A 26,281-nucleotide genomic window follows, 5' to 3' on the forward strand; every position below is an offset into this window, starting at 1 on the left:
ATTATGGCTATGTTCAAACCAAGTATATTAACGCTAGCATTAACTGCTGCCGGACTATCAAGCTTTGCCACCACCGCGGCACAAGAAGAAACAATAAAAAATGATGATGTAGAAATCATCGAAGTAAAAGGTTTTCGCGGTAGTGTTGTTGAATCAATTAATACTAAGCGTTTTTCAACACAGGTTGTTGAGTCAATTTCTGCAGAAGACATTGGTAAACTTCCAGACTCATCTATTGCAGAGTCAATCGCACGTTTACCAGGTTTAACAGCCCAGCGTCTTGATGGTCGTGCTAGCCGTGTAAGTGTTCGTGGTTTTAGCGAAAACGAAAGCGCAACAACATTTAATGGCCGTGAGCAGGTATCTATTGGTGACAACCGTGGTGTTGAGTTTGACCTTTACCCATCAGAAATAATGAGCGGTGTTACTGTTTATAAAACGCCAAGTGCTAGCATTGAAGCTGAAGGCATTGCCGGTGTTATCGACATGCAAACGGTAAAGCCTTTAAGTAAAGGTGAACAAGTGATCATGTTTAATGGTCAGTATGAGCAAACTAGCTTTGATAAATTAAACCCGGATGGCGATGACAAAGGCTTTCGTGGCACCGTTTCATACATAGACCAGTTTGCAGATGACACTATAGGTGTAGCATTTGCTTACAACACAATGAGTTCTCCAAACCAAGAAAAACGTTGGAATTCTTGGGGTTACCCTGAGTTTACAGGGAATGATGGCCAAAACTATTCAATTTTAGGCGGCGCTAAACCTTTCGTACGCTCATCAACACTTGAACGTGATTCAGCGATGCTAGTAGTGGAAGCTGCACCAAATGATCGTTTAAACATGACGTTTGATGCGCTATATGTAGATTTTAATGATGAAAAAATCTTACGTGGTATCGAAGTACCTTTCGCCTGGGGTCAAGGTAGCATCGACCCAAATAGTGTTACTGTAGATGAACAGTCTGGCTTTATTACCAGTGCAGTCACTGAAGGGCAACGCGTTGTTGTACGAAATGACTACGAAGAGCGAAAAGCAGAGCTCACACAATTTGGTTTTAATGCAAAATACGATATTAACGATGATTGGTCAGTTGAGTTTGATGCAAGCCGCTCAAAAGTAGATCGTACTATTTGGAGTATTGAAAGTTATTCAGGTACTGGCCGTGGCGATGCAAACGGTATTGCTGATAACATAGGGTATGCATTTGATGGTGGAAATACGGGTGCACAGTTTACTCATGAGCTTGATTACAGCGACTACGACTTAATTCAGTTAGGTGGCCCGTTATCTTGGGGTGGCAGTGCTGCGTTAAATAACAAGTACGGCTTAAATGACACGGCTTATCAAAATACCGCACAAGATGGCTTTATTAATGCACCAGAGATTAGCGATGAGCTTTCAACGCTTAAGTTAGCGGCCAGTAAAGTACTTGAGAACGAATACTTTAGCCGTATTAATTTTGGTTTATCTTACCGCGACCGTGAGAAAGTAAAACAGTCTGAAGGCTACTTCATGACTTTAAAAGATTTCTCTTTAGATAATCCAGGCATGGTATCAGTACCAGAGCAATACCGTTTAGGTTCGGCAAGTTTAGACTTTATTGGCATGGGTGACATGATTGCTTATGACACTAACGGCCTAGTAAATGATGGTTATTACGATCTACTGCAAGAAAGCTTAACGGATCAAAAACACTTAACCCGTTCGTGGACAGTTCAAGAAGAAGTTACCGCTGCATTTATTCAAGCAGACATTAACGCTGAAATTGGTGGCATACCGGTAACAGGTAATGTAGGTATACGTTATGTACGCACTGAGCAGTCATCACAAGGCTTTGAGGCATCAAATATTAATGGTTTAGTGGTTGCATCACCTACTGATATTAGCCACGACTATTCAAATGTATTACCAAGCTTAAACTTATCTTTTGCAATTGACCAAGAGCAAACAATTCGTTTTGGCGCGGCTAAAACAATTTCTCGTGCTCGCCTTGATGAAATGCATGCATCGATTGAGACAAGCTATAACAGCGAAAAGCCAGACGAAAATGGTAACTACTGGTCTATTTCTGGTGGTAATGCAGAGCTTGAACCAAAAGAAGCAACAGGCTTTGATTTAACATACGAAAACTACTTTGATGCAGAAGGTTACTTTTCAGCAGCGTTATTTTATAAAGACATTGACCAATGGATTTTTGATGAGCGTTACGATGTTGATGTAACAGGTAAAGAAGACCCTGCAACCGGCGAGTTGCCTCCAGCAGACAGAAATACAGCTACTCGTTCAAGTAAAGTGAATGGTGGCGACGGAAGTTTATGGGGCTATGAGCTTTCATTATCATTCCCGTTCAGTGTATTACATGAGTCGTTAGAAGGTTTTGGTTTAATTGCGAGCCACACTAGCGTTGAGCAAGACTTGCAAGATCAAAACGGAAACGATTACGAACTACCAGGTTTGTCAGATAAAATTGATAGCCTAACTGTATACTTCGAACGCAATGGTTTCCAAGCACGTACCAGTATGCGTAAACGTAGTGACTTTAAAGGTGATATCTACGGTTCAGGTTTTGCAACACAACAAGTTGATATACTTGGCGAGACTATTTGGGATGCGCAAGTAGGCTATGACTTTGCTGATTCTGGTATTGCAGGTTTTGAGAACTTATCAATGACGTTCCAAATTCAAAACATTACCGAAGAAGCGTTTACATCATTGCAGGGCGATAATGCGCTGCAAGTGCGTGACTACCAAGATTATGGCCGTACTTACTTACTCGGTGTAAGCTACAAGCTATAATAAGTTTTGTATTAAGAAGCCCTTGTAATTAGTTTTACAAGGGCTTTTTTATAGCTACTTTACCTAAGTTTTATCAACCTTTATGAACATGAGCAATAATATGAAGCCAATAAAACATGTCGTCATTGCCGGCGGTGGAACAGCTGGTTGGATAACCGCAGCACTACTTAATAAAGTGTTAGGTAAAGTAATTAATATTACCCTTATTGAATCAAGTAGCATTGGCACTATAGGTGTGGGAGAGGCCACTATTCCTCCTATTATTGGGCTTAATAATGCGCTCGGTATTAATGAGCAAGATTTTATAAATGCCACCAATGCGTCTATCAAACTGGGTATAGAGTTCGAAAATTGGAAAACACCAGGGCATAGCTACATGCATGCATTTGGCTCGTTTGGTAAAGATTTTCCCTTTTGTGACTTTTATAATTTCTGGGTAAAAGGGCACATTAATGGCAGCGAGGACTCTTTATGGGATTTTTCTCTTAACTATCAAGCCGCTAAACAGCACAAATTTACGCTACTAAATACTATTCCTAATACTCAATTACCAGGGCTTAGTTATGCGTTTCACTTTGACGCCACTTTGTATGCTGAATATTTAAAAAATCTTGCATTATCACGCGGCGTTAAACACATTGATGCAAAAATAGAACGTGTTGAGCAATGCCCAGACACAGGTAATATCTCCAACTTAACACTTGACGATAATAGCCAAATCCAAGGGGATTTATTTATAGATTGCACTGGCCAGCGCGCACTTTTAATTGAGCAAACTCTCAATACGGGGTTTGTTGATTGGTCGCATTATTTACCTTGCGATAGGGCTGTTGCAGTGCAATCAACAGGCAGCAACGAATTAAAGCCCTATACGCGATCAATAGCACATGACGCAGGCTGGCAGTGGCAAATTCCGCTACAAAACCGAACAGGTAATGGCTTAGTGTATTGCAGCCGCTATTTATCGGATGAGTCAGCAACCGCACTTTTATTAAATAACTTACCGGGTGAGCCAACAACAAGCCCGCGTTTAATTAAATTTAAAACAGGTCGACGTTTAAAGCAGTGGCATAAAAATGTAGTCGCAGTAGGGCTCTCTAGTGGATTTTTAGAGCCCTTAGAGTCTACTAGTATTCACTTAATACAAAGTGCGGTCACACGTTTAATTAAGTTGTTTCCTCATAATGGGGTTAGTGATGCGTTAGTAACTGAATTTAATAAGCAAAGCATCAGTGAAATCGAGCATATTCGTGACTTCATTATTTTGCACTATAAATTAACTGAGCGAGAAGACCCCCCATTTTGGCGTCAATGTAAGCAAATGGAAATTCCTCAATCGTTAGCGCATAAAATGGATTTATTTAAACAAACGGGCAAAGTCGTGCGCGAAAACGACGAGTTATTTGCAGAAGTAGCTTGGCAGCAAGTATTTATAGGTCAAGGCCTAATACCAGATGACTATAACAGTATTGTTGATTCATTAAGCAGTGAACAACTAACGGATTTATTCGCAACGTTAAAAACCCTAATAAATTCAACGGTAGATAAACTACCTACTCATAAAGAGTTTTTGGCTAAGTTAAAAACAAACTAAGTGGCGTGACGTGGTGCTTTAATTGCGGGTTAATTGTCACTGAATATGGCTGTGAATACGTATGCAGCAACTGTAACCAAGCCTTACTTAGCTTTAGTATAAACCTATAACAACACTGAAATAAAAATGACACACACAATGAAAAAAAGATTTTACACGCCGTTGCTTATATGCAGCGCATTGCTGGTGCACGGTTGCAGTGATGACAAAGAGACAAAAACAGATTTGTTAGTTAAGCAAACAGACCCAGTTAAGCCAGTGGTATATCAAGTATTTACTCGTTTATTTGGTAACACCCAAACCGCTAATGTGCCATGGGGAACCAAAGAGCAAAATGGAGTTGGTAAGTTTGCTGATTTTAACGACGAGGCACTAAAAGGCATTAAAGAGCTAGGTACCACGCATGTGTGGTACACCGGCGTTTTGCATCATGCCTTAGTGGGGGATTACACTGAGTACGGTATAAAACAAGACGATCCTGATGTGGTAAAAGGGCGTGCAGGTTCGCCTTATGCAATAAAAGATTATTACGATGTAAACCCTGATTTGGCAATTAATGTTACTAATAGACTCGAAGAGTTCAGCGCGCTAATTGAGCGTACTCATGAGCATGACATGAAAGTAATTATTGATATTGTTCCTAATCATGTGGCTCGAGATTATCACTCAATCTCAAAGCCTAACGGCGTGAAAGACTTTGGTGAGGACGATGATACTAGCAAGGCGTATGCTAAAAATAATAATTTTTACTATGTACCGGGTGAATCATTTAAAGTACCAACAAGCGACAGCTACCAAGTATTAGGTGGCAACAAACACCCTTTAGCCGATGGTCAATTTAGTGAAATCCCAGCAAAATGGACTGGCAATGGTGCACGTGCTCCAAAGCCTGATATAAACGACTGGTACGAAACGGTAAAAGTTAACTACGGTGTTAAACCCGATGGCAGCCTAGACTTTCCAACTTTACCTAAATCGCTTGAAAACCAAGATTACCGTGCACATTATGAATTTTGGCAAGATAAAGAACTGCCAAATAGTTGGTATAAATTTAGAAATATTGCCCTTTATTGGCTAGATAAAGGGGTTGATGGCTTTCGCTATGATATGGCTGAAATGGTACCCGTTGAATTTTGGAGCTTTTTAAATTCATCAATAAAAACACATAAACCCGATGCGTTTTTACTCGCCGAAGTATATAACCCATTGATGTACCGCACCTATATTCACCAAGGTAAAATGGACTACTTGTATGACAAGGTCGGTTTTTACGACACCCTAAAAGGGATTATGCAAGGTAAGCAACCCGCTAACACGTTATTTAAAGCACAAGCTGAAGTGGCAGATATTGAACAGCACATGCTACACTTTTTAGAAAACCATGACGAACAACGTATCGCAAGTCCTGACTTTGCTGGCAACGCTGCATGGGGTAAACCGGCTATGGTGGTTTCTAACTTAATTAGTCGTTCGCCAACCTTGCTTTATTTTGGTCAAGACGTAGGTGAAGATGGATCAGAAAACGCAGGCTTTGGTTCGCCTACACGCACCAGTATTTTTGATTATATTGGCGTACCAGCGCACCAAGCATGGATGAATAATGGCAAGTTTGATGGCGCAAATTTAACTCCTGAGCAAGCACAGTTACGTCAATACTATATCGCAATTATGGAACTTAATGGCTTACCTGCTGTTGTTGCCGGTGATATGGCACCCTTGATGGTAACAGGCAGTGATAGAGTGGTGGGTTTTGTACGCACCTTAGGCCAGCAATCATTATGGGTGCTGAGCAACTTTAGCCAGCAATCACAAACAGTCACTATTACGCTCACGCCGAATCAAGCAACTATGCTCAAACCAAACTCAACGCTATACGACCTACTAGAGTCGCATAGCAGTATTTTGGTGAGCGATGAGAAACAAAATACAACCTTTACGCTGACCCTTGATGCACTCAGCAGTGCCGTTTTAACAAATAAGGCTGATCATGAATTATAACAACAAACCAACCTTAAGCTTTTGGCAAATATGGAATATGTGCTTTGGCTTTTTAGGCATTCAATTTGGCTTTGCACTGCAAAACGGTAACGTAAGCCGTATATTTCAAACACTTGGCGCTAATGTCGATGATATTCCTATTTTATGGGTTGCAGCGCCACTCACCGGCTTAATTGTGCAACCAATTATTGGTTATTGGAGTGATAAAACTTGGGGCAAATTAGGCCGCCGCCGTCCTTTCTTTTTATACGGCGCTATATTAACCACGTTATCGCTTTTTATTATGCCAAATTCTCCTACGCTTTGGATTGCTGCAGGTATGCTGTGGATTATGGATGCGTCAATTAACGTTACCATGGAACCGTTTCGTGCTTTAGTAGGCGACAACTTGCCAAACAAGCAGCGCGCCACAGGCTATGCCATGCAAAGCTTTTTTATTGGTGTGGGAGCGGTGGTTGCATCAGCACTCCCTTGGATGATGACCAACTGGTTTGATATTGCTAATACCGCACCGATTGGTCAAATTCCTGATTCTGTAAAGTATTCGTTTTACTTTGGTGGGGTTATTTTATTTATTGCAGTTGGCTGGACTATTGTCACCACAAAAGAGTACTCACCCGAGCAGCTTGCACAATTTAATCAACAAGAATCACAAACAACACAAACCAATATTACTAATAGCGTTAATTTTACCAAAGGCGGCGTTATTTTTAGCGGCTTAGGTTTGCTTGTTTTAGCCACAGTATTAGGGCTGGATCTGGAAAAAGAACTTTACTTGCTGGCTGCTGGGTTAGTTAGTTTTGGTGTTATTCAATTTATTGCAGCGGCATTAAAAGCTAAACAGCACACTAGCGGCGGTTTTTATAATGTAGTGAATGATGTATTCACTATGCCTGAGGCGATGAAGCAATTGGCATGGGTACAATTTTTTAGTTGGTTTGCGTTATTTGCTATGTGGATTTACAGCACCTCAGCGGTTACTAGCTTTCATTACGGTAGTACCGACACCAGCTCGTTAGCCTACAACAACGGTGCAGATTGGGTGGGTATATTATTCGCCGCTTACAACGGCTTTGCCGCGATTGCTGCTTTATGTATCCCGATCATCGTTAAACGCATGGGATTAAAAGTAGCACATGCACTTAACCTTATTTTAGGTGCGTTGGGCCTAGCAAGCTTTATGTTTATAAAAGATCCCAGCTTACTTATTTGGCCAATGATAGGCGTTGGCTTTGCGTGGGCGTCTATCTTATCTCTGCCTTATGCAATGTTAAGTACTTCGGTACCGAGTCACAAAATGGGTGTTTACATGGGTATTTTCAACTTTTTCATTGTGATCCCACAATTATTAGCCGCCAGTGTGCTGGGGTTAATATTACGCCACTTTTTTGAAAACCAACCTATTTACGCATTAGTACTGGGCGCTGTGTCGTTTGTACTTGCAGCGGTTGCGGTATTGCGTGTTAAGCATACTCAGTAACGTAACGAGTAAACTGAAATTAATTAAGGCTTTAAAATGAAAAAATTAAATACAATTACCACCAGTTTATTAATGCTTGGTTTAACAGCTTGTGGCGCGCAGCAAGAGCCATCAAACAGCGCTGTAATACAGGTATCGGCACCAGGTGCCCCTGGGGCAGAGCCATTTTGGGCCTATGCAGGCAAAACCGGTATTGGCACATCTTTTGAGCAATATCAAAATGGCCATTACAGTGATGAAGCCCCTACAGGAACGGTGTCAAAAGTATGGTTTTCAATTGCTAAAGGTATGATCACCGAAACAATGTTTGGGCTTATTCACCAAGCGCAAATTAAAGACATGCAATTTGTGGTAGTAGGAAAGGATTTTACAGTTACCGAAGCTGACGATTTAGACGTTACCATTGACTACTTATACAAAGACGATAAAGGCCGCCCGTTATCATTAGCTTACAAAGTAGTAAGCAAAGATAAGCAAGGCCGCTTTAGCCTCGAAAAACATATATTTACCGATCCTGATGGGCAAAGCTTATTTGTACGCAGTATTTTTAATACCCAGCTTGAAGGCGTTAAGGCATACGTAAGCGTTAACCCGTATGTTGATAATAACGGCCTTGATGATTTTGCTAAAACCACAGAACGAGGGCTGCTTGCATGGCAAGACAACAGCTACCTTTCATTACAAGGTGCGCAGCCATTTAAACAAACAAGTGTTGGTTTTACAGGTGAGAGCGACGGTTTAAATCAGCTGAAAACAACTCAGCAGCTTACACAGGTTTATAACAATACCGGTGAACAATCAGGTAATGTTAGCTTACTTGCCGAGCTGGGTGAAATTGGTGAAAACAGCCAGTTCGATTTAACCCTAAGCTTTGGTAATAGCGAACAAACTAGCTTTAAACAAGGGCAAGCTACGTTAGCCAAAGGTTACCAAGCGGTGCTTGATAATTACAACGGTAAAGGTGAAGCGCTCGGTTGGCAAGACTACCTGCAAAGCCTTGCACCGCTAAATAACATGAGCGAACAAACCGCAGATAACGGCAAGTTACTTTACACCAGTGCCATGGTACTTAAAGCGCAAGAAGATAAAACTCATGCAGGTGCGCTTATTGCCTCACTATCTAACCCATGGGGCGAAACCGTATCGGCTAAAACAGGCTCTACTGGTTACAAAGCGGTATGGGTGCGCGACTTTTATCAAGTTGCCATGGCGTTTATGGCCATGGGCGATAATGCGACCGCTAAAACCGCATTCGAATACCTTGAAAAAGTTCAAGTAAACAGCAAAACCCCAGGCAATAAAGGCGATACAGGGTGGTTTTTACAAAAAACACATGTTGATGGTGAACTAGAATGGGTAGGCGTACAGCTAGACCAAACAGCAATGCCACTCATGCTTGCATGGAAACTCCATCAGGCAGGTGTATTAAGTGATGCAGAGCTCACTGATTGGTATAGTCGTATGTTAAAACCTGCGGCAGACTTTTTAGTTGAGGGTGGTCGTGCAAACATTCTATGGAACGGTACACAAATAACGCCGCCAGCCACTCAGCAAGAACGCTGGGAAGAGCAAGAAGGGTATTCGCCATCAACCACCGCCGCTGTTGTTACTGGTTTAATTACTGCAGCCGATATCGCTAAACTAGCAGGTGATGAAGCCAATGCAACACGTTATCTAAATACAGCTAAGCGTTATAACAATGATATTGAAAAATTAATGTTTACAACGGCTGGTAATTTAGAGTCGAGCGCTTCTGATGGTGAATACTTTATTCGCATTGGCCAAGATAAAGACGCCAATTCAAATACTAAAATTAACGCCAACAACGGCCGTGAAGGCTTTAATAAAAAGCAAATACTCGATGGTGGATTTTTAGAACTTGTTCGCTATGGCGTACGTGATGCACTATCGCCTAGCATAGTAAAAACATTGCCAGAATATGATGACGAAACCCTAACAGATAACCTACAAGTTAAATACAGCTTTAAGTTTACTGACGGCAGCGGCACATTTGCAGGCTACCGCCGCTATGGTAATGACGGATACGGTGAAGACGAAGTAACGGGCGCTAACTATGCCGAAGGTGGAAAAAATAGCCCAGGTCAACGTGGGCGAGTTTGGCCATTTTTTACCGGTGAACGTGGTCATTACGAAATTGCCGCCGCAAATGCCAATAACAGTTTAGATGCAACAAAACAGCAGGCTATTAAAAATAGTTATGTAAAAGGCCTAGAGCAATTTGCTAACCAAGGCATGATGCTACCTGAACAAGTATGGGATGGTGTAGGCATTAATAAAGCGGGTTACACGTTAGGCGAGGGTACAAACTCGGCCACACCACTGGCGTGGACACATGCGGAATACGTAAAGCTAGTGCGCTCACTAAGCGACAAGCAGGTATGGGATCATTACCCAGTGGTAACTAAAGCACTAAAATAACCGCAAACTAATTAACACAGCCGTAGTAAAATACGGCTATGTTATTTATTACAATAATAACGAGGCTGAAATGAAAACATTTACCTTGAGCGCATTAGCATTAGCAATCATGCTAACAGGCTGCCAAAGCGCACCATCATTAAATAACGTCACGAATAACACCGAAACATCGCCACTAAATACTGAACAACAAGCAAACCCATGGTGGGAAACCGCCATTTTTTACCAAATTTGGCCCCGCAGTTTTTACGACAGCGATGCTGATGGTCATGGCGATTTTAATGGTATGACCCAAAAGCTCCCGTATCTACAAGACCTCGGTGTAAATGCACTGTGGTTAACCCCAATGTTTGAAGCACCTTCTTATCATGGCTATGATTTTACTGAATTTTACCAAGTAGAAAACGACTACGGCAGCATGGCCGAGTTTGAAGCCTTTATAAAAGCTGCTGACGACAAAGGCATGAAAGTCATACTTGATTTAGTTATAAACCATATATCAAGTAACCATGAATGGTTTCAGCGTTCAGCAAAACAAGAAGCCCCTTATGCAGATTACTTTATTTGGCGCGACGATATGCCAAAAGCCGGAAGTGGCTGGGGCCACGCATGGAGTAATAACGACCAACCAGATGCCGTATGGCATTGGAATGAAACACGCCAGCAGTATTACTATGGTGCGTTTGGAGCGAGCCAACCTGACTTGAATTTACGCCACCCTGATGTTGTTGCCGAAATGGAAAAAATGGCTAAGTTTTGGCTTGATAAAGGCGTTGCAGGGTTTAGATTAGACGCAGTACGTTTTGCAATGGAAGGTGGCGCAGATGCGCAAGCCGATACCGACGAAACCATTGCATATTGGCAGCATTTTAACCAATACGTAAAAAGCGTTGATCCAGAGGCGTACTTAGTGGGTGAAGCATGGGCTGACATTCCCGTTGCGGCAAAATACTTTGGCGAAGGTAAAGGCCTCGATCAAGGCTTTGATTTTGAAGTAGGCTATAAAATATTGGGCTTATTAAAACCCGATGCCAGTGGTGAAGCGCAATTTGGCACCATGCAATCTAACCAAAAAATCAACGCAGTTGATGCCAATGTGCTCAAACAAAATTTACAACAGCGTATTGATTCAACTGCACCACTTGATTTTTTTGCACCGTTTTTAACTAATCACGACCAAGAACGTGTTGCTTATCAACTTGCAGAGCACGACGATAAAGCAAAACTTGCTGCTGCCATGTTATTTAGCTCTCCTGGCACGCCGTATATTTATTACGGTGAAGAAATTGGCCTAACACAAGGTGGCACAGGTCACGATGTGTATAAACGCGCACCAATGCAGTGGAATAACAGCAACCAAGCTGGTTTTACTCAAGCTCAAACAAGTTGGATTGAGCAGGCTGAACTGTTTGGTGATAACTACACCCAGTGGTGGCCTGAATATTTAGCACAGCAAATTAATGCTGCTGATCGCAATGTAAAAACGCAACAAGCACAACCTGATTCACTGTGGCGTTTATATCAGCACTTAATCGCACTAAAAAAACAGCGCCCAGAGCTGGGTATTAAAGGCAGTTACGAATTAACACAGCATAACAACGGCCTTGTTGAAATAACCCGCGAGTTAAACGGCAGTAAAAGTATGTTTGTGCTTAACTTAACCGCTAACCCGCAAAGCATCAGCAGCATCAAACACAATGGGTTAACGCCTAGCTGGCAACACGACCTCAATGGCGAGCAACTCGCTGGCTATGGTTTATTGTTACTAAACAACACACTATAAATAAAAAAAACACAAAAGGGCTAACATACGTTAGCCCCTTTTGGTTAAAGTGCTTTTATTGCATTGCCCCAAGTTATAGCTCATTTTTAAAGCTTATTAGATTAGATAAAAGTCCTTTAAATTCATACTTTATAATATTTTACTTAGTGGGCTAATTACCCCATTCGCGCCTTGTTGTAAAACATGCGTATATATTTGCGTGGTGCGAACATCGCTATGGCCGAGTTGTTCTTGCACGGTGCGTATATCTGCACCAGATTCAAGTAAGTGGGTAGCGAACGAGTGCCGTAGTGTATGGCAGGTAACATTTTTTTGAATTTTTGCCAGCTTTGCTGCCTGTTTAATTGCTTTACGAACCGTTGTTTCATCAATATGGTGGCGACGCAGCTTTTTACTTTCTGGGTCCATGCTTAACTGGGCAGAAGGAAACAAATATTGCCAGCTCATTTCATAAGGAGCCGCTGGGTATTTTCTAGCTAATGCATTCGCAAGCCAGACACCGGCATAGTCTGTTGCTTGTTTGTCTCGATGCCAGTAGTCATTTACCAAGTGACTTTGGCTGCGCAACAACGGCAGTAGTTCGAGTGCTAATGTTACTCTGCGGTTTTTATTGCCTTTGCCCTGCCAAATCATTAATGAGACATAGTCATAATCGACATCTTTTACCCGTAGCCTTACAGCTTCCATTAAACGTAGACCACTACCGTAAAGTATCTGAGCGATAAGTTTATACTTTGGATCCATTGCCAATAATAAACGCTGTATTTCTTCACGGGTCAGTACTACCGGTAATTTAGGTGACACGAGTGATTTATTAAAATTCATTTCAAGTGATAACGGTCGACTAATAATATGACGGTATAAAAATACCAAAGCATTTAAAGCCGTTGCCTGAGTTTTCATTGCAACATTACGCTGATTACTTAAATAAGATAAGAATTGCTCAACCTCCGACTCTGCCAATTGCGCCGGATGTTTTTTACCATGGTATAAAATGTAAAATTTTATCCAATATTGATAAGTGTCTATAGTACGCTTGGCATAACGACGCGTTATCATAAAGTCACGGATTGATTCTAAAAATATAGAAGGCATAATCTGCTCTAGCTGGTGCTGTATATAAAAACAGTAGTTGTATTTAGTTTTTTTTCAACAACTCGCGGGATTATTTCTTGTATTTTACAACAACAAAAAAACAACAAATATAAATCCCTTGATTTACATTTAGATCTGTCTCTTATACACATCTGACGCTGCCGACGATCGCATAAGTGTTAGATACAGAGTTAAACTTAAAGTATTAAAAAATAAAAGGATTTTATGTCTACAACTTGCGGGTTTAGATCCTTTGAATAAGCTGTAAGCTACCCATCAATGAACATGGACGTAATATGAAAACTTTATTTATCTTATCCATTATTTTCTTTTCTACATGCAGCAATGCTGTAGTGAAGAGACATGATGTTCCCCCTGAAAATTATGTCATTGATAAAATGCCTGAATACCTAATAGATATGCCCCATGAAGGACATGGTGTATTAATAAGTTCACAATGGGTTGTAACTGTAGCGCACACTATTTTTTATGATTATGTTGGCAAAGATTTATTAATTGGTTCAAAAGAGTATGAAATTGAAAGCGTTCATATACACCCAGATTACACTCAACCTAATAAAAATTTACTTAAAGGTGATTTGGCGCCCTTAATGGATTTTTTCAAATCTAGAAGTGATATAGCGTTAATCAAATTAGCTTCAACTGTTAGCGGTGTAAAACCAATCAATATATATTCTGGTAAAAGTGAAAAAGGCAAAACAATTACAGTCTATGGTAGGGGGGCTACTGGGAACGGATTAACTGGCGAAGACCCAGATACTAAATCTCTTCGTGTGATGAACCAGTTTCAAAATATTATTAATAGCGCGGAAGGTAACTGGTTAACATTTACATTTGACGAACCAGAAAACGCATTGCCACTTGAAGGCATGCATGGTTCAGGGGATAGCGGAGGTGCTTCTGTTATCTTTCAAGAAGGCGTCCCTCTTCTTGTAGGTTTATCAAGTTGGCAATTAGGGCATGGCGATATATCTACTTTTAAAGGTGGTTTGTATGGTACTACTGCTTATCAAGTTAGGGTGTCAAATTACTATGACTGGATATTAGGTGTATTGGGTAGCTAACAAGCTGTTAAACAAGGACAAAAAACAGTTGGTTTTTGCTCCTTCGTCGCTTATTTTAACCAACTATTTTATTGCCTGTTAACAGGGCGTTGGTATGACTCCCACTGTCAAGTTAAGCACACTGATCCTTGCCTAACTTTTTAAGCCATAATTACTTTAGCTCGAATTAGAGCGAGTTAATACATAGGATGAAGCAAGTAATGTCGTCGGTTATCTTGCTGATATTCGTTGGTTATTACTATTTCTAGTAACAGAGCAGACCTTACTTATTTCGTCGTGGCACCTGTCTTCAGTCTATGTTCGTGGTTCAATGCAGCGTTAGCTGCATTGCCATCCTAACGCCGTCGGTGGTTGTGCCACACCCGATGCTTGATCCCATGCATTAACTCTAATTCGTTTATCATGCGGGTACTCTTGCCAATCTCAGTTTTGTATTCACTGGCGTAAGCACCACTTCTTTAGCAATGGCCCATATGTACGCAATCATTTCTCGGGCAATTGCAGTGACAACAAGGTTGTAGTGTTTCCCTTTGGCTATCATTTTTTTATATCGCTTGCAGAGCCTAAGCTGTGCTTTCCACGCAATATCAATAATGTCCTTTGGTAAACCTTCTTGTCGTTTTTGCATATCTGTGGATATATTTGCTGCATAGCGATAAGTATGTGCACCTTCCACAAGAAGGCGCCTTGCTCGGCCGTTCCCGCATTTTGTGATGGCGCCAATATGGCGTTTGCCACCACTCGAGTGTTCACTGGGTACAAGACCGAGGTAACTCATTAATTTGCGGGGATGGTCGAATCGCGATAAATCGCCAAGCTCAGCCACAACGCCAGTGGCGACCAACAAACGAACACCACGCATAGCTTGTATTGCTTTTACTACAGGGTAATATCGCCATTGATGGACGTGATGTGTTAGCTCATTGTCTAGCCGTTCAAGTCGGCTTATTCGTTCATTAATCGTGTGAAAAAACTCTTGTAAAACGATGTGCTGCGCGGGATGTGGCAACACAAGCTCAGTGAGCCAACGTAAATGCTTTTGTGACCAATTTGCAGTGCCTTTGTAATTAATATTATTACGAAGCAGCAGTGCTTTTAATTGATATTTAGCATCTTTTAAATCTTTCATGGCTACTTCGCGTGCGCGAGATAAATCACGTACAGCTTCATCTTCAGGCTCGGGAACATAAATAGGTGTTAAATCTTCAGATTTAAGTAATTTAGTGAGCTTAAGGGCATCACGTTTATCGGTTTTAATCTTCTCGCCTGGTTTTTTAGGAATAAGAGACGGGGCAACCACATAACAGCAATGGCCAAGGCTGGTAATCAATCGATAAATCCAATAACCACAGGGACCTGCTTCATAAACAAAGTGTAGCGTTGCGCCAGGGTATTTAGATTCGAACTGACGAACAAGCTTTTGAACGGCCACTTTTGAAGAGGGAATTCGGCCAAGATGAACAGGTTGAGCGCCTCTATGTTCTTCAATATAGGCGACTTCATTGAATTCTTTATGTGTATCAAGACCGATAAAAAGTATGCTATGTTTATTCATGTTAGCCTCTGCTGTATAGTTATTTGACAAACTAATTATGGCTCTGGCTTTGAATTAAGCTAACCCACGAAAAGCGGAGGCTAACACCGTGTGGGAGTCATTATGTCTATGTTTCAAAGTGTAGTGGTCAACTAATTTTGGTCACAGTTTTAGAGTCTTTGTATCTAACCTCAGATTCGTTTGGTGCTAAACGGGCATTATAATGATGTGGTCTAACGTTGTTGTAATATCCGTTGATATAATCACTCACACTATGTTTAGTCATCTAATATTGTACGCCGTTATTGCGGCTTTTTTATAGCAAGGAGGTTGCTTTGAGATATTTAAGCATGTTGCTATTCGCACCTTTAATAATATTTCCGGCATTAGGCGTTGTATTTTTATTCGCTAGTATTTTCTCAGTACAACTAGGTGTCACCCAAAGTGGACTCTGGGAAGCTTACAAGATGATCAGTTTTTTTGGGGGGGTGATTGCATATATGGGTAATACAGTAATTGGTATTCCTATCATTTTCATTCTTGATAAACTTAACCGTTTAACTTATTTAAATATAATGAGATGTTTACTTTTTCTGGCCTTAGTCTTTGTTATAAAGGACGGTCGCTTATTTTCTTTTAATATTTTTTCACTCGATAGTGCAAAGTGCTTATTGTGGAAGTACCTTAGCGTACTTTACTTTTCTATATGTGTTGCAACTATTGACTATCTTATGGTTAAAAATAAGCAATAGGAAGGCATGATTTATGTTGTGCTTATTAAATTTTTTGATAAGTGTGATTGTTGTGAATTGAATATTAGGTTTACTGTGTACATTGTTGGTTCAATAAAAACAAAGCTTACACTCATCTTAATTTCTTTGTGATGAGTGTCATGTTAGGGTTGGTAAATTTTGTGACGCAGGTTCATTAAGAAGTTAAGGTGGCTATCACTATATGCTCTTTTACAGTGTTAAGGAAAAAGAATGAGCCTTCCCGATTTTTTTATAGTCGCTTTAGGGCTTACTATTTTTATTTTATTTTTTATAATATTAACACCGATGCTGTTTTTTATTAAAAATGGAAAATTAAAAAATGTGGAAAATATTCTTGATGATGGCAAGGCTTTTTATTCATTAAACATCCTAACAGCTGGAATGGGAATATTGCATTACGCTACTGTTTTCTTTTGGGGCAGGCATGCAAAGCGGTATGACTTATTTGATAAAAGACAGTTAGTACCTAAAAGTGTGCAGCGATGGTTTATCGTCTATTTTTGTTTGTTTATGGTGACGTTTGCTTTATGTTTTATTGCTGTTTTGATTGTACATTTGGGGTTAGGCTAAAGTTGGTCACTTGTACTAATGCAATTAATTGATCCATCTTCCATTCAAGTCATTTCAGCATACTTTTTTTTCGGTGGTTGTATAGGTGTTTTTATTTGGATTGGTTTGGTTATTTACTTAAAAACTAAGTGGTTACCATTACTCGAAGAAACTCTTGATGATGGTGTTAAGTTTTATAGCCTTAACATCTTTTTATCCGCTAGCGGAATTCTACAATACGCTACGGTTTTTATTTGGTCCTTTCATGCTAAGCGTTACGGAATGTTTGAAAAAAGGCAGAGTATACCTAAACATATTCAAAAGTGGTTTGTTTTTGCTTTTTTTTGGTTGATGTTTAGTGGGGCATTAATAGTAATATCTGCTGTTATTACTTAAGTGTATGCTCAATAAAATAAACTTATAAGATAATTGGATTTCTTACATATACAGAAGTAAGAATGTATTTAGGAATTTAATTATGATTAAGTTTATAGCTGGCAGTTAGGATGGGCGTCATTGAATTCTTTATGTGAATGTTTATTCATATTAACGTTTGTCGTTTAGTTAATTGACAAACTAATTATGGCTCTAGCATTGAATTAAGCTAACACCGTGTGGGAGTCATTATCTATAGGCATCTACGCAGGATACTTAATGGAGCCAGATTACCAAAACTATAGCCTCCAAGAGTTATTGGAGGCGCGCAGCTCAATTGATCAGCAAGCTTACCCACTTCGGTATTTTAAAATTTGCCAACAGATTGAGGTTGCGGCCAACAAGCCTCAAGAACGACAAGTTCTCAAAGACCGTGACTTTTTTTCTAGGCTCGTTTTCGTAAAAGTCATCACATCTTTGCTCAGCATAATTTTAGCTAGCAAATTATATTATGCTTTTTCGGAGGGGTATATTTCTTGGAAAGGAAATACTGACTATTTTGTCCAACAAAGTCCGCAGACATACTATTTTCTTGTTGCAGTGCATTTTTTCTTTTTAGGCATTTTTTTAGTTTTAGTATTTACAAACTGGTGGATTAAAAAGCACAATGCCAAATAAAGTTTTAGATTCGAATTTGCTCTTTCCCCCGCTTAAGTTGACTCTAGATCATAGCAACCTATTTTTAGTTTAAAATAAATTATTGACATAATATGTCGTAATGGTTACTTTTAATACATAATATTAAAAGGAAAACTAAAATGGAAATTTGGAATTTATTTACTGATTTTATTGTGCAATCAATCACCTTTTTTACTCAAGATGTGGGCGTAAGCCAAGCGGCTGCAATTATTTTGTTTACCGTTATTGGGCGATTAGTTTTAATGCCGATTAACCTTGTCGCTATGGCTAATATGGTTAGAAATAAAAAAGCAATTGCCGCACTAAAACCTGAGCTAGATAGCATAAAAAGCAACTATAAAAACCAGCCCAGCGAAATCGCAAAATTAACTATGGCGTTGTATAAAAAGCACAATATTAAGTTTATCGATAAAAAAAGTGTGATTAATATGGCAAGCCAAGGTGTATTTGGCCTTGGAACTTTTCAGGCTCTGCAACAAATTGTATTTAATAGTAAGTTTGCTTGGATTGCCAGTATTGCAAAGCCTGATATTGCGCTTTCGTTATTAGTGGGGGCTATTACATATTTATCTATGATGATGATGCCAGGTAGCGCAGAACAAACCAGCACCTTATTGTTCCTAATTCCCGCAATTATTTGTGTGGTTACTCTCGTTAATTTTCCTTCTGCAATTGCTTTGTACTGGGCTACATCCAGTAGTACTAGCTTGTTGCAGTCATTATTAGTAAATAAATATTTTAAAAACCAGCAAACACAACAAGTTTTGTAAAGGTCGCTAAACAAAGGAATGACAATAATGAATATGTGTTATCAACCCACAGCTGATTTAATGGCATCGGCACTGTTAACCTACACCAATATGCGTGGATATTATGAGCATTATGGTGTTGATTGGCAGCAACTTAAAATATGTGAGCAAATTTCAGACCTTGAAAATTGGGATGTTTTGTTAAATGGCGATGTAGTGGGTGCAATGCGCTTGGCTTTTGATAATGAGGGTTGCTATATACGTGACCTACAAGTAGATGCTGCGTTTCAAAATATGGGTATTGGTGCAGCAGTAATTAATGAGGGGGCTCGTTTAGCTGTGCTCCAAGGTGCTATGCAACTTAGGCTTCGGGTTTTTAAAATAAGCTCTGCGCACAAGCTTTACACACGTTCAGGTTTCAACATAGATAAAGAAGACGACAGATTTTATTATATGTCTAAAAGCTTAGTTTAATGGCTGTGACTTTTATTTTAAAGAAGTAATATTGCTCAGTCATTGTAGATTAATATTCGCTCATTCAAACTGCTATCCCGACAATTTAATAAAATATTTATGGATAGATTATGCGCTTTTTTACAAACAAAACAGCCACATTGAGTGTTTGCTTTTTATTGCTTGGCACGGGTTTTATGCTGATAGAAAACAGTGTGTATCAATATGTTGATCATAATGGTGTTCTACATGAAAGCGTGTTTATGCCCTTGAGCATACTGTGTTTTGCTTTGGGAGTTCTTTTTGTGGTTAGTTTGTTAGCCCGAAAAGTATTCGGGCTATTTAAAAGTGCTAGGGCAGGTGGGCATTAACCGCTGCTGTTATTGCTCATTATTTAAATTAGCGGGCTCTAATAAATTAAATGTTGGTAAGCGCCATTTAAAGCGTACCGACGCCATACGAATTAAATAGCCTACTACTAAACTTGCAACCACGCTGATATTGTCATCAATGTTGTAGTGGTGCAGTGCTAAGTATAAACACGCGACTATAAGTGCTACGCTTGCGTAAAGTTCATGATGAAGTACTAATGGTGCTTGGCGACAAATTAAATCTCGTAATAATCCACCAAATACACCTGTTACTATAGCTGCGACCACACAAATTCCATAGTGCAAACCCATATTAAGTCCAACTTGGCAGCCAATAATACTAAACGCAGCAAGCCCTAGTGCATCTAGGCGCATAAATATGCCTTTAAATTTAACCACCCATTTTGCCAACCAAGTGGTAACAATACCGGCTAGGCAAGTGATCAGTAAATATTCTGGGTGTTTTACCCAAGTCAGCGGGTAGTTACCTAATAAAATATCTCGCACGCTACCACCACCAATAGCTGTGGCACTGGCTACTAACATAACACCAAACCAATCCATGTTTCTGCGCCCAGCGCTAAGAGCACCGGTCATGGCTTCTGCTGTAATACCTATAATATAAACGATGGTTAATAGCATGAGATGATCGCTTGAAGTTTTAACAATAAAATAAAAACAGGATTGTAGTGATAAAAGTATGTATTGACGAGTGAAAAATTACATTAAAAACAGCTGCTTTCAGATTAAAAAAACTAATGTGATGGCGAGGTGTGACTAGCCTGTTAATGTTACGAAAGCACCAGCTTTAGTATTGAAAGAAAAAAGGACAAATGACCGTAAAAATGCAATAAAGCCTGAATTAATTTAAGGTAAAAGAGCGCTGTCGTCTTTAATTTTGTTGCTTCTTAAAAGTGGTTTTACTGAATGAATTAGCTTGAGCCACGTGCAATTAAACGCGGTGGTAGTAGGGTGCTTTGCACTTGCTCACCCCTAATGAGCTTTAATAGGTTTTCAACCAACATTTGCCCAGCAATAGTGGTATTTTGTTCTATGGTTGTTAGCGGCGGGTTAATATAACTGGCAATAGATATATTATCAAAGCCGATTACGGCTACATCTTTTGGTACGTTAATATTGGCTTCTTTTAATGCCCGTATTGCGCCAATTGCTATAAGGTCGCTGGCTGCAAAAAGTGCATTAAAGGTAATGTTATTAGCAATTAACGAACGAGTGGCATGATAGCCTGATTCTTCGGTAGAGATAGCATTGGCAATTTTACGCTCATTAAGTGTAATGCCATTTTGTTGTAACGCGTCTTTAAAGCCATTAAAGCGGGCAAAAAATTCGGGGCTATGATCAGAGGCATCACCTATAAACGCGCAATCTTTGCGATTATGTGCCAACAAATGCTCAGCGGCTAGCTTTCCGCCTCCATAGTTGTCGCAGCTTATGGTTAAGTCGGGGCGGTTATCAACACTTGCTCCCCAGCAAACAAACTTGGTGTTTTGTTCAAGCAAAGTATTAAATTTAGGCTGAAAGTCTATATAGTCGCCATAACCTAATAAAATGATGCCATCTGCACGGTGACTGTCTTCATAGTCTGCCTGCCAATCAGCACTGGCCGATTGAAATGACACAAGTAAATCATAACCCTCTTTAGCGCAGGCCCGAGTAATACTGCCCAGCATAGCTAAAAAAAACGGATTTATTTGCGATTCGTCAGAGGTAGGATCTTCAAACAACAATAACGCTAGGGTGCTGCTTTGTTGAGTGCGCAGGTTACTGGCGTTTTTATCAACTTTGTAATTAAGCTTTTTGGCAATGTCATGAACTCGTCTTCGGGTTTCATCATTTACCAAAGGACTATTTCGTAAAGCACGAGAAACTGTAGATTGAGACACCCCAGCATAATGGGCTATATCAAATGAGGTGGCTTTACCTTTCATCACGATTACTTACTTAAGAGGACAATAAGGGGCTATTCTCGTTTATTAATGATTTTTTTCAAGCTTATTTGTCAATAAAGGCATTTTTTTATTGATTTTAACATGACACCGGTGTCACAATGAGGGTGTTTTATCATTTTGTTGTCAAAACGTATTAGCTACCTTTATTATTAAAGGTAGCCTTTTTTTACAGTGATAGCTGCTTTGAGGTGATAGCTCAAAGTAAATAAGTATCAATGGATACCCCATTAAAATAATAAGTACTCATTACTTAAACAAAAGAGATAACACTATGGGTTTACACTCTAGCACACACTTTGAGCCTATTCTGGTTGCCGATATAGGCGGTACAAACGCCCGTTTTGCATTGATAACTGGGTTCGACGAATCAAGTAATCAATTTACCATTGAACATAACCATACGTTTCCAAGTGCTAGTTATGGATCACTCGAGAGTGCCACTGAGTATTATTTATCAACAGTGTCTCATATAAATCCTAAGCGCGCATGTCTTGCCGTAGCAGGTCCAATTAACGCAGGCCAAGTTCACTTAACTAACTTAGGTTGGCACTTTAGCGTTAATGATATTAAACATCATTTTGACTTTGAACAATTAAGCATAATAAACGACTTTGCTGCTTTTGCTTACGCTGCTCCGTACTTAGACCTTTCTCAAAACGTAACGGTTAAACCTGGCCAAGCAGATGACACTGCTAATATTGGTGTAATGGGACCAGGTACAGGCTTTGGTGCTGCGTGTTTAGTGCGTACAGCACATTCGTGTGCGGTAATGAGCTCAGAAAGCGGCCATATTTCACTGTCGGCCGTAAACGAACTTGACGCTCAACTTATTCAAGAGCTTAAAAAAGACCACCCACATGTATCGGTAGAAACGGTGTTTTCTGGCCCAGGCATTGCTCATTTATATAAAGCTATGGCGGCGGTTAAAGGGGTGGCTGCAAAAAATTTAGATGCGGCGCAAATTAGCAGCTTAGCCAATAGCGGTGAATGTGAAGTGTGTGACGCAACGCTTAATCAGTTTTGCGATTGGATTGGCAGTGTTGCTGGCGATTTGGCGCTTGCTTATGGCGCTCTTGGTGGGCTTTACATTGGTGGTGGCATATTGCCAAGAATGCAGGCTCGTTTACTAGAAAGCCGTTTTATTGAGCGTTTTTTACAAAAGGGCATTATGTCGCAATATACAGGCCAAATTCCGGTCACTTTAGTAACACAAGACAACATTCCTTTAATTGGTGCTGCCGCGTGTTTGCATACGAGTCAACAGGTTTAATTACGTTGCATACATTTGGAAATAAATAGATGAAAAAAGTCACTATAAATAGCGTTGCCAGTTATGCCGGTGTATCTAAAAAAACAGTATCGCGCGTATTGAATAACGAACCAAATGTGAGTGCGGCCACACGTGAAAAAGTATTAGCGGTATTTAAAGAGCTTGATTACACACCTAATCCCATTGCTCGAGGACTTGCACAAAACCGTAGTTTTATTATTGGTTGCTTATACGACAATCCAAGTAAAAGTTATATTACCCGTGTGCAAACAGGCGCATTAGCTGCATGCCAAGAAAACAACTATAACTTGTTGATTCACCCTTGTGAGCTCAGAGGTGATGCACTCATTAACAACATAGAGCAGCTATTGCAGTCATCACGCCTTGATGGTTTAGTGCTTACGCCGCCATTTTGTGACTTTTCAGAGTTGGTTGATTTTTTAAAGTCTAAAAAAATTCCTTATGCTCGAGTGGCTTCTGCTATTTTAGAAGATGACTCTATTTCTGTTACCAGTAATGACGAGCAGGGCGCATTTGAAATTACCGAACATTTAATAAACTTAGGGCATACCTCTATCGCGTTTATTAAAGGTCACCCAGATCACAGTGCTACACAGCAACGTTTTAAAGGCTACAGGCGCGCACTAGCAAGCCATGGTATTGAATTTAACGAACGCTTAGTTGAAGAGGGGAACTTTAGTTATCACTCAGGGGTAGACAGTGCGCGTAGTATTTTAGATTTATCGCCACGCCCTACGGCTGTATTTGCATCGAATGATTACATGGCAGCAGCCGTTCTTAAATTAGCTACACAGCGTAATTTACGTGTACCAGATGACATTTCTATTGCTGGCTTTGATAACGCCCCCATAGCGCGTCATATTTGGCCAGGCCTAACGACTATAGCGCAACCTGTAGAAGAAATGACAAAACAAGCTGTTACCCAGTTAATTACCCACATTATTGAGCCGCAAGAGTCGCCTTACAAAGTGATTTTAGAAGCAAAATTAATCACGCGAGAGTCAACCGCAGCCGTAAAATAAAACCGCTTTTTCACAGTAGCCCGAGTATGAGTGACGCTTACTCGGGCTTTTTTTATCTGCATTTTTAATCTTCATTATTTGCCGCTGGTATTTCACTAAAAATTCACGTTTATTTATTGTACATGTTAAAAAAAAGGACTATTTTTATTACTCAGGGTTGACACCGGTGTCAGTGTCATGCGTTAATACCCTGACACCGGTGTCAGGGTTGTTGTGAGAGGCTCCCTGGTAGCGTACCTTTGAACGGGTAAGTCAAAGATGCTCAGTACAGTTATTTTCGTGGAGTCTATAATTGTTACTGAGCCTTTATCCTCTAACGAATAGAGATGAGTAAAATTATGTTGCACCCTCGAATTCAAGAAGTCACAGAACGCGTTATTGAGCGCAGTAAACAAACCCGTCAAGCCTATTTAGATCGTATTTCGCACGCAAAAAAACAAACAAGAGTTCGTGCTGGTTTAGGTTGTGGCAATATTGCCCATGTTATGGCTGCGTGCAGCAGCGATGACAAAGCGCGTTTAAAAGCAGATGAGGTGCCAAACCTTGCAATTATTAATTCATACAACGACATGTTATCTGCGCATGTGCCTTACAAAGAATACCCAGATTTAATTAAAAGCATTGCCACTAAATTTGACGCAACCGCGCAAGTTGCTGGCGGTGTTCCTGCGATGTGTGATGGCGTTACCCAAGGGCGTGACGGCATGGAACTATCGCTTTTCTCTCGTGATGTTATTGCTATGTCTACTGCGGTTTCGTTATCGCATGACGTGTTTGATGGTGTGTTTTGTTTAGGTGTATGTGACAAAATTGTTCCAGGCCTATTAATTGGCGCTTTATCATTTGGCCATTTGCCTGTGTATTTTTTACCAGCAGGACCAATGCAGTCAGGTATTCCAAACAAAGACAAAGCACGTATTCGTCAAAAGTTTGCACAAGGCTTAGTATCTCGCGATGAGTTATTAGAGGCAGAAAGCGCATCTTATCACAGTGCGGGTACGTGTACGTTTTATGGCACTGCAAATTCAAACCAAATGTTAATGGAAATTATGGGCTTACACTTACCAGGTAGCTCGTTTATTAATCCATACACAGAATTGCGTGATGGCTTAACGGGTAATGCAGTTGAGACCATGCTCAAGCAGCTTACAGAAAACAAAGATGGCCCGTGTTTAGCGGATGTGATCAGCGAAAAAACCATTATTAATGGCCTCGTTGGTTTGCTATCAACTGGTGGCTCAACCAATCATGCAATCCACATTGTGGCGATTGCAAAAGCGGCTGGTATTCAGGTTACTTGGAAAGACATGTCTGATTTATCAGCGGTTGTACCATTACTGACGCGTATTTACCCTAATGGCTCAGCAGATGTGAACCATTTCCAAGCAGCCGGTGGCATGGGCTTCTTAATGCGTGAATTAGCCAGTGCTGGCTACCTACATACAGATGTGACTACTATTTTAGGCGAAGGTCTTGCACCTTACATGTGTGAGCCACTGCTTGATAAAGACGATAACTTGATTATGAGTGATGCCAATGGCCCTAGTAAAGTTAAATGGGTTGCGTGTCCTGAAAACTCACATGATGAAGAAGTACTTCGTCCTGTAAGCAATCCATTTAGCAAGCAAGGTGGTTTACAGCTACTAACTGGTAACTTAGGTAAGGCGGTTATTAAAGTATCAGCCGTTGCAGAATCTCATCAAGTGGTGTCAGCACCAGCTAAAGTATTTAGCTCACAAGGTGAGTTACAAGACGCTTATACCCGTGGTGAGCTTAACCAAGATTTCATTGCTGTTCTTAAAGAGCAAGGCCCTAAGGCTAAAGGCATGCCAGAGCTTCATAAGCTCACGCCGGTAATGGCAACATTACAAGATCAGGGTTATAAAGTGGCCATAGTTACCGACGGACGTATGTCGGGTGCATCAGGCAAAGTACCAGCGGCAATCCACTTAGCACCTGAAGCGGTAGAAGGTGGCATTATAGCTAAAATCCATGAAGGCGATATTGTTACTTTAGATGCGCCAAATGGTATTTTAAAAGTGCATGTAAGCGACGAAGAGCTTGCACAGCGTGAGCTACAAATTAGCCAAGCAAGCCAAACATTTGGTACAGGCCGTGAATTATTTACTGGATTTAGAAATATCGTAAGCAGTGCCGATTTAGGTGCAAGTGCTTTTGGACTTGAATAATAATTAGCCATATTGGGTAATGAGGAACAAGTA

At 40.3% G+C, this 26,281-nt stretch carries 21 protein-coding genes; 17 read left to right on the forward strand and 4 right to left on the reverse strand.

Annotated elements, in window-relative coordinates:
- Positions 1–3 precede the first annotated feature (3 nt).
- The 6 genes from FHG08_RS10625 (at position 4) to FHG08_RS10650 (ending at position 12,093) form a co-directional block, all read left to right on the forward strand.
- Positions 4–2,799 (forward strand): TonB-dependent receptor, encoded by a 2,796-nt coding sequence (locus FHG08_RS10625; protein WP_138604861.1) that lies wholly within the window; start codon positions 4–6, stop codon positions 2,797–2,799.
- A 100-nt stretch (positions 2,800–2,899) separates the two neighbouring features.
- Positions 2,900–4,393 (forward strand): tryptophan halogenase family protein, encoded by a 1,494-nt coding sequence (locus FHG08_RS10630; protein ID WP_178955943.1) that lies wholly within the window; start codon positions 2,900–2,902, stop codon positions 4,391–4,393.
- Positions 4,394–4,531: 138 nt separating this feature from the next.
- The gene (locus FHG08_RS10635; RefSeq protein WP_178955945.1) at positions 4,532–6,391 is read left to right on the forward strand and encodes an alpha-amylase family protein; all 1,860 of its coding nucleotides are present in this window, start codon (positions 4,532–4,534) and stop codon (positions 6,389–6,391) included.
- Positions 6,381–7,871 carry an MFS transporter gene (locus FHG08_RS10640; RefSeq protein WP_178955947.1) on the forward strand — a complete coding sequence of 497 codons (1,491 nt, stop codon included), beginning with the start codon at positions 6,381–6,383 and terminating at the stop codon, positions 7,869–7,871. The genes FHG08_RS10635 and FHG08_RS10640 overlap by 11 nt, the downstream gene beginning before the upstream one ends.
- Before the next feature lie 36 nt (positions 7,872–7,907).
- Complete coding sequence (locus FHG08_RS10645) at positions 7,908–10,310, forward strand: glycoside hydrolase family 15 protein (protein WP_178955949.1); 2,403 nt, start codon at positions 7,908–7,910, stop codon at positions 10,308–10,310.
- A 70-nt stretch (positions 10,311–10,380) separates the two neighbouring features.
- Positions 10,381–12,093 (forward strand): alpha-amylase family glycosyl hydrolase, encoded by a 1,713-nt coding sequence (locus tag FHG08_RS10650; RefSeq protein ID WP_178955951.1) that lies wholly within the window; start codon positions 10,381–10,383, stop codon positions 12,091–12,093.
- A gap of 129 nt (positions 12,094–12,222) precedes the next feature.
- On the opposite strand, the gene FHG08_RS10655 is transcribed toward FHG08_RS10650, so the two are convergent.
- Complete coding sequence (locus FHG08_RS10655; RefSeq protein WP_178955961.1) at positions 12,223–13,188, reverse strand: integron integrase; 966 nt, start codon at positions 13,186–13,188, stop codon at positions 12,223–12,225.
- 296 nt (positions 13,189–13,484) lie between these two features.
- On the opposite strand from FHG08_RS10655, the gene FHG08_RS10660 reads away from it, so the two are divergent.
- Positions 13,485–14,273 carry a trypsin-like serine protease gene (locus FHG08_RS10660; protein WP_178955963.1) on the forward strand — a complete coding sequence of 263 codons (789 nt, stop codon included), beginning with the start codon at positions 13,485–13,487 and terminating at the stop codon, positions 14,271–14,273.
- Positions 14,274–14,673: 400 nt separating this feature from the next.
- On the opposite strand, the gene FHG08_RS10665 is transcribed toward FHG08_RS10660, so the two are convergent.
- Entirely contained in the window at positions 14,674–15,828 is a 1,155-nt protein-coding gene (locus tag FHG08_RS10665; RefSeq protein WP_178955965.1) for an IS110 family transposase, read from the reverse strand.
- A 314-nt stretch (positions 15,829–16,142) separates the two neighbouring features.
- On the opposite strand from FHG08_RS10665, the gene FHG08_RS10670 reads away from it, so the two are divergent.
- The 7 genes from FHG08_RS10670 (at position 16,143) to FHG08_RS10700 (ending at position 19,776) form a co-directional block, all read left to right on the forward strand.
- The gene (locus FHG08_RS10670) at positions 16,143–16,559 is read left to right on the forward strand and encodes a hypothetical protein (protein WP_178955967.1); all 417 of its coding nucleotides are present in this window, start codon (positions 16,143–16,145) and stop codon (positions 16,557–16,559) included.
- A 231-nt stretch (positions 16,560–16,790) separates the two neighbouring features.
- Positions 16,791–17,150, forward strand: a complete 360-nt coding sequence (locus FHG08_RS10675; RefSeq protein WP_178955969.1) for a hypothetical protein — start codon at positions 16,791–16,793, stop codon at positions 17,148–17,150.
- An 18-nt stretch (positions 17,151–17,168) separates the two neighbouring features.
- Entirely contained in the window at positions 17,169–17,525 is a 357-nt protein-coding gene (locus tag FHG08_RS10680) for a hypothetical protein (protein WP_178955971.1), read from the forward strand.
- 258 nt (positions 17,526–17,783) lie between these two features.
- Positions 17,784–18,182 (forward strand): hypothetical protein, encoded by a 399-nt coding sequence (locus FHG08_RS10685; protein WP_178955973.1) that lies wholly within the window; start codon positions 17,784–17,786, stop codon positions 18,180–18,182.
- A 140-nt stretch (positions 18,183–18,322) separates the two neighbouring features.
- Positions 18,323–18,973 (forward strand): membrane protein insertase YidC, encoded by a 651-nt coding sequence (yidC, locus tag FHG08_RS10690; RefSeq protein WP_178955975.1) that lies wholly within the window; start codon positions 18,323–18,325, stop codon positions 18,971–18,973.
- 27 nt (positions 18,974–19,000) lie between these two features.
- Positions 19,001–19,426 carry an N-acetyltransferase gene (locus FHG08_RS10695; protein ID WP_178955976.1) on the forward strand — a complete coding sequence of 142 codons (426 nt, stop codon included), beginning with the start codon at positions 19,001–19,003 and terminating at the stop codon, positions 19,424–19,426.
- Positions 19,427–19,536: 110 nt separating this feature from the next.
- Positions 19,537–19,776, forward strand: a complete 240-nt coding sequence (locus FHG08_RS10700) for a DUF3955 domain-containing protein (RefSeq protein ID WP_054200833.1) — start codon at positions 19,537–19,539, stop codon at positions 19,774–19,776.
- A 9-nt stretch (positions 19,777–19,785) separates the two neighbouring features.
- Here FHG08_RS10700 and FHG08_RS10705 read toward each other — a convergent pair whose 3' ends face one another.
- Both FHG08_RS10705 and FHG08_RS10710 read right to left on the reverse strand, forming a co-directional pair.
- On the reverse strand, positions 19,786–20,418 hold the full coding sequence (locus tag FHG08_RS10705) for a trimeric intracellular cation channel family protein (RefSeq protein WP_075169453.1): 633 nt from the start codon (positions 20,416–20,418) through the stop codon (positions 19,786–19,788).
- Positions 20,419–20,708: 290 nt separating this feature from the next.
- Positions 20,709–21,725: a LacI family DNA-binding transcriptional regulator gene (locus tag FHG08_RS10710; protein WP_138687080.1), complete on the reverse strand. Its 1,017-nt coding sequence runs from the start codon at positions 21,723–21,725 to the stop codon at positions 20,709–20,711.
- Between the two features lie 292 nt (positions 21,726–22,017).
- Between FHG08_RS10710 and glk the strand changes: the two genes are divergently transcribed.
- From glk to edd, 3 genes are all read left to right on the forward strand, one after another.
- Positions 22,018–23,016, forward strand: coding sequence for a glucokinase (gene glk / locus FHG08_RS10715; protein ID WP_138604847.1), 999 nt, complete (start codon positions 22,018–22,020; stop codon positions 23,014–23,016).
- A 29-nt stretch (positions 23,017–23,045) separates the two neighbouring features.
- A complete protein-coding gene (locus FHG08_RS10720; RefSeq protein ID WP_010389842.1) occupies positions 23,046–24,059 on the forward strand; it encodes a LacI family DNA-binding transcriptional regulator in 1,014 nt (337 codons plus the stop codon).
- Between the two features lie 338 nt (positions 24,060–24,397).
- On the forward strand, positions 24,398–26,248 hold the full coding sequence (gene edd / locus FHG08_RS10725) for a phosphogluconate dehydratase (protein ID WP_178955978.1): 1,851 nt from the start codon (positions 24,398–24,400) through the stop codon (positions 26,246–26,248).
- Positions 26,249–26,281 lie beyond the last annotated feature (33 nt).

The organism is Pseudoalteromonas sp. Scap03 (assembly GCF_013393115.1).
Classification (GTDB): Bacteria; Pseudomonadota; Gammaproteobacteria; order Enterobacterales; family Alteromonadaceae; genus Pseudoalteromonas.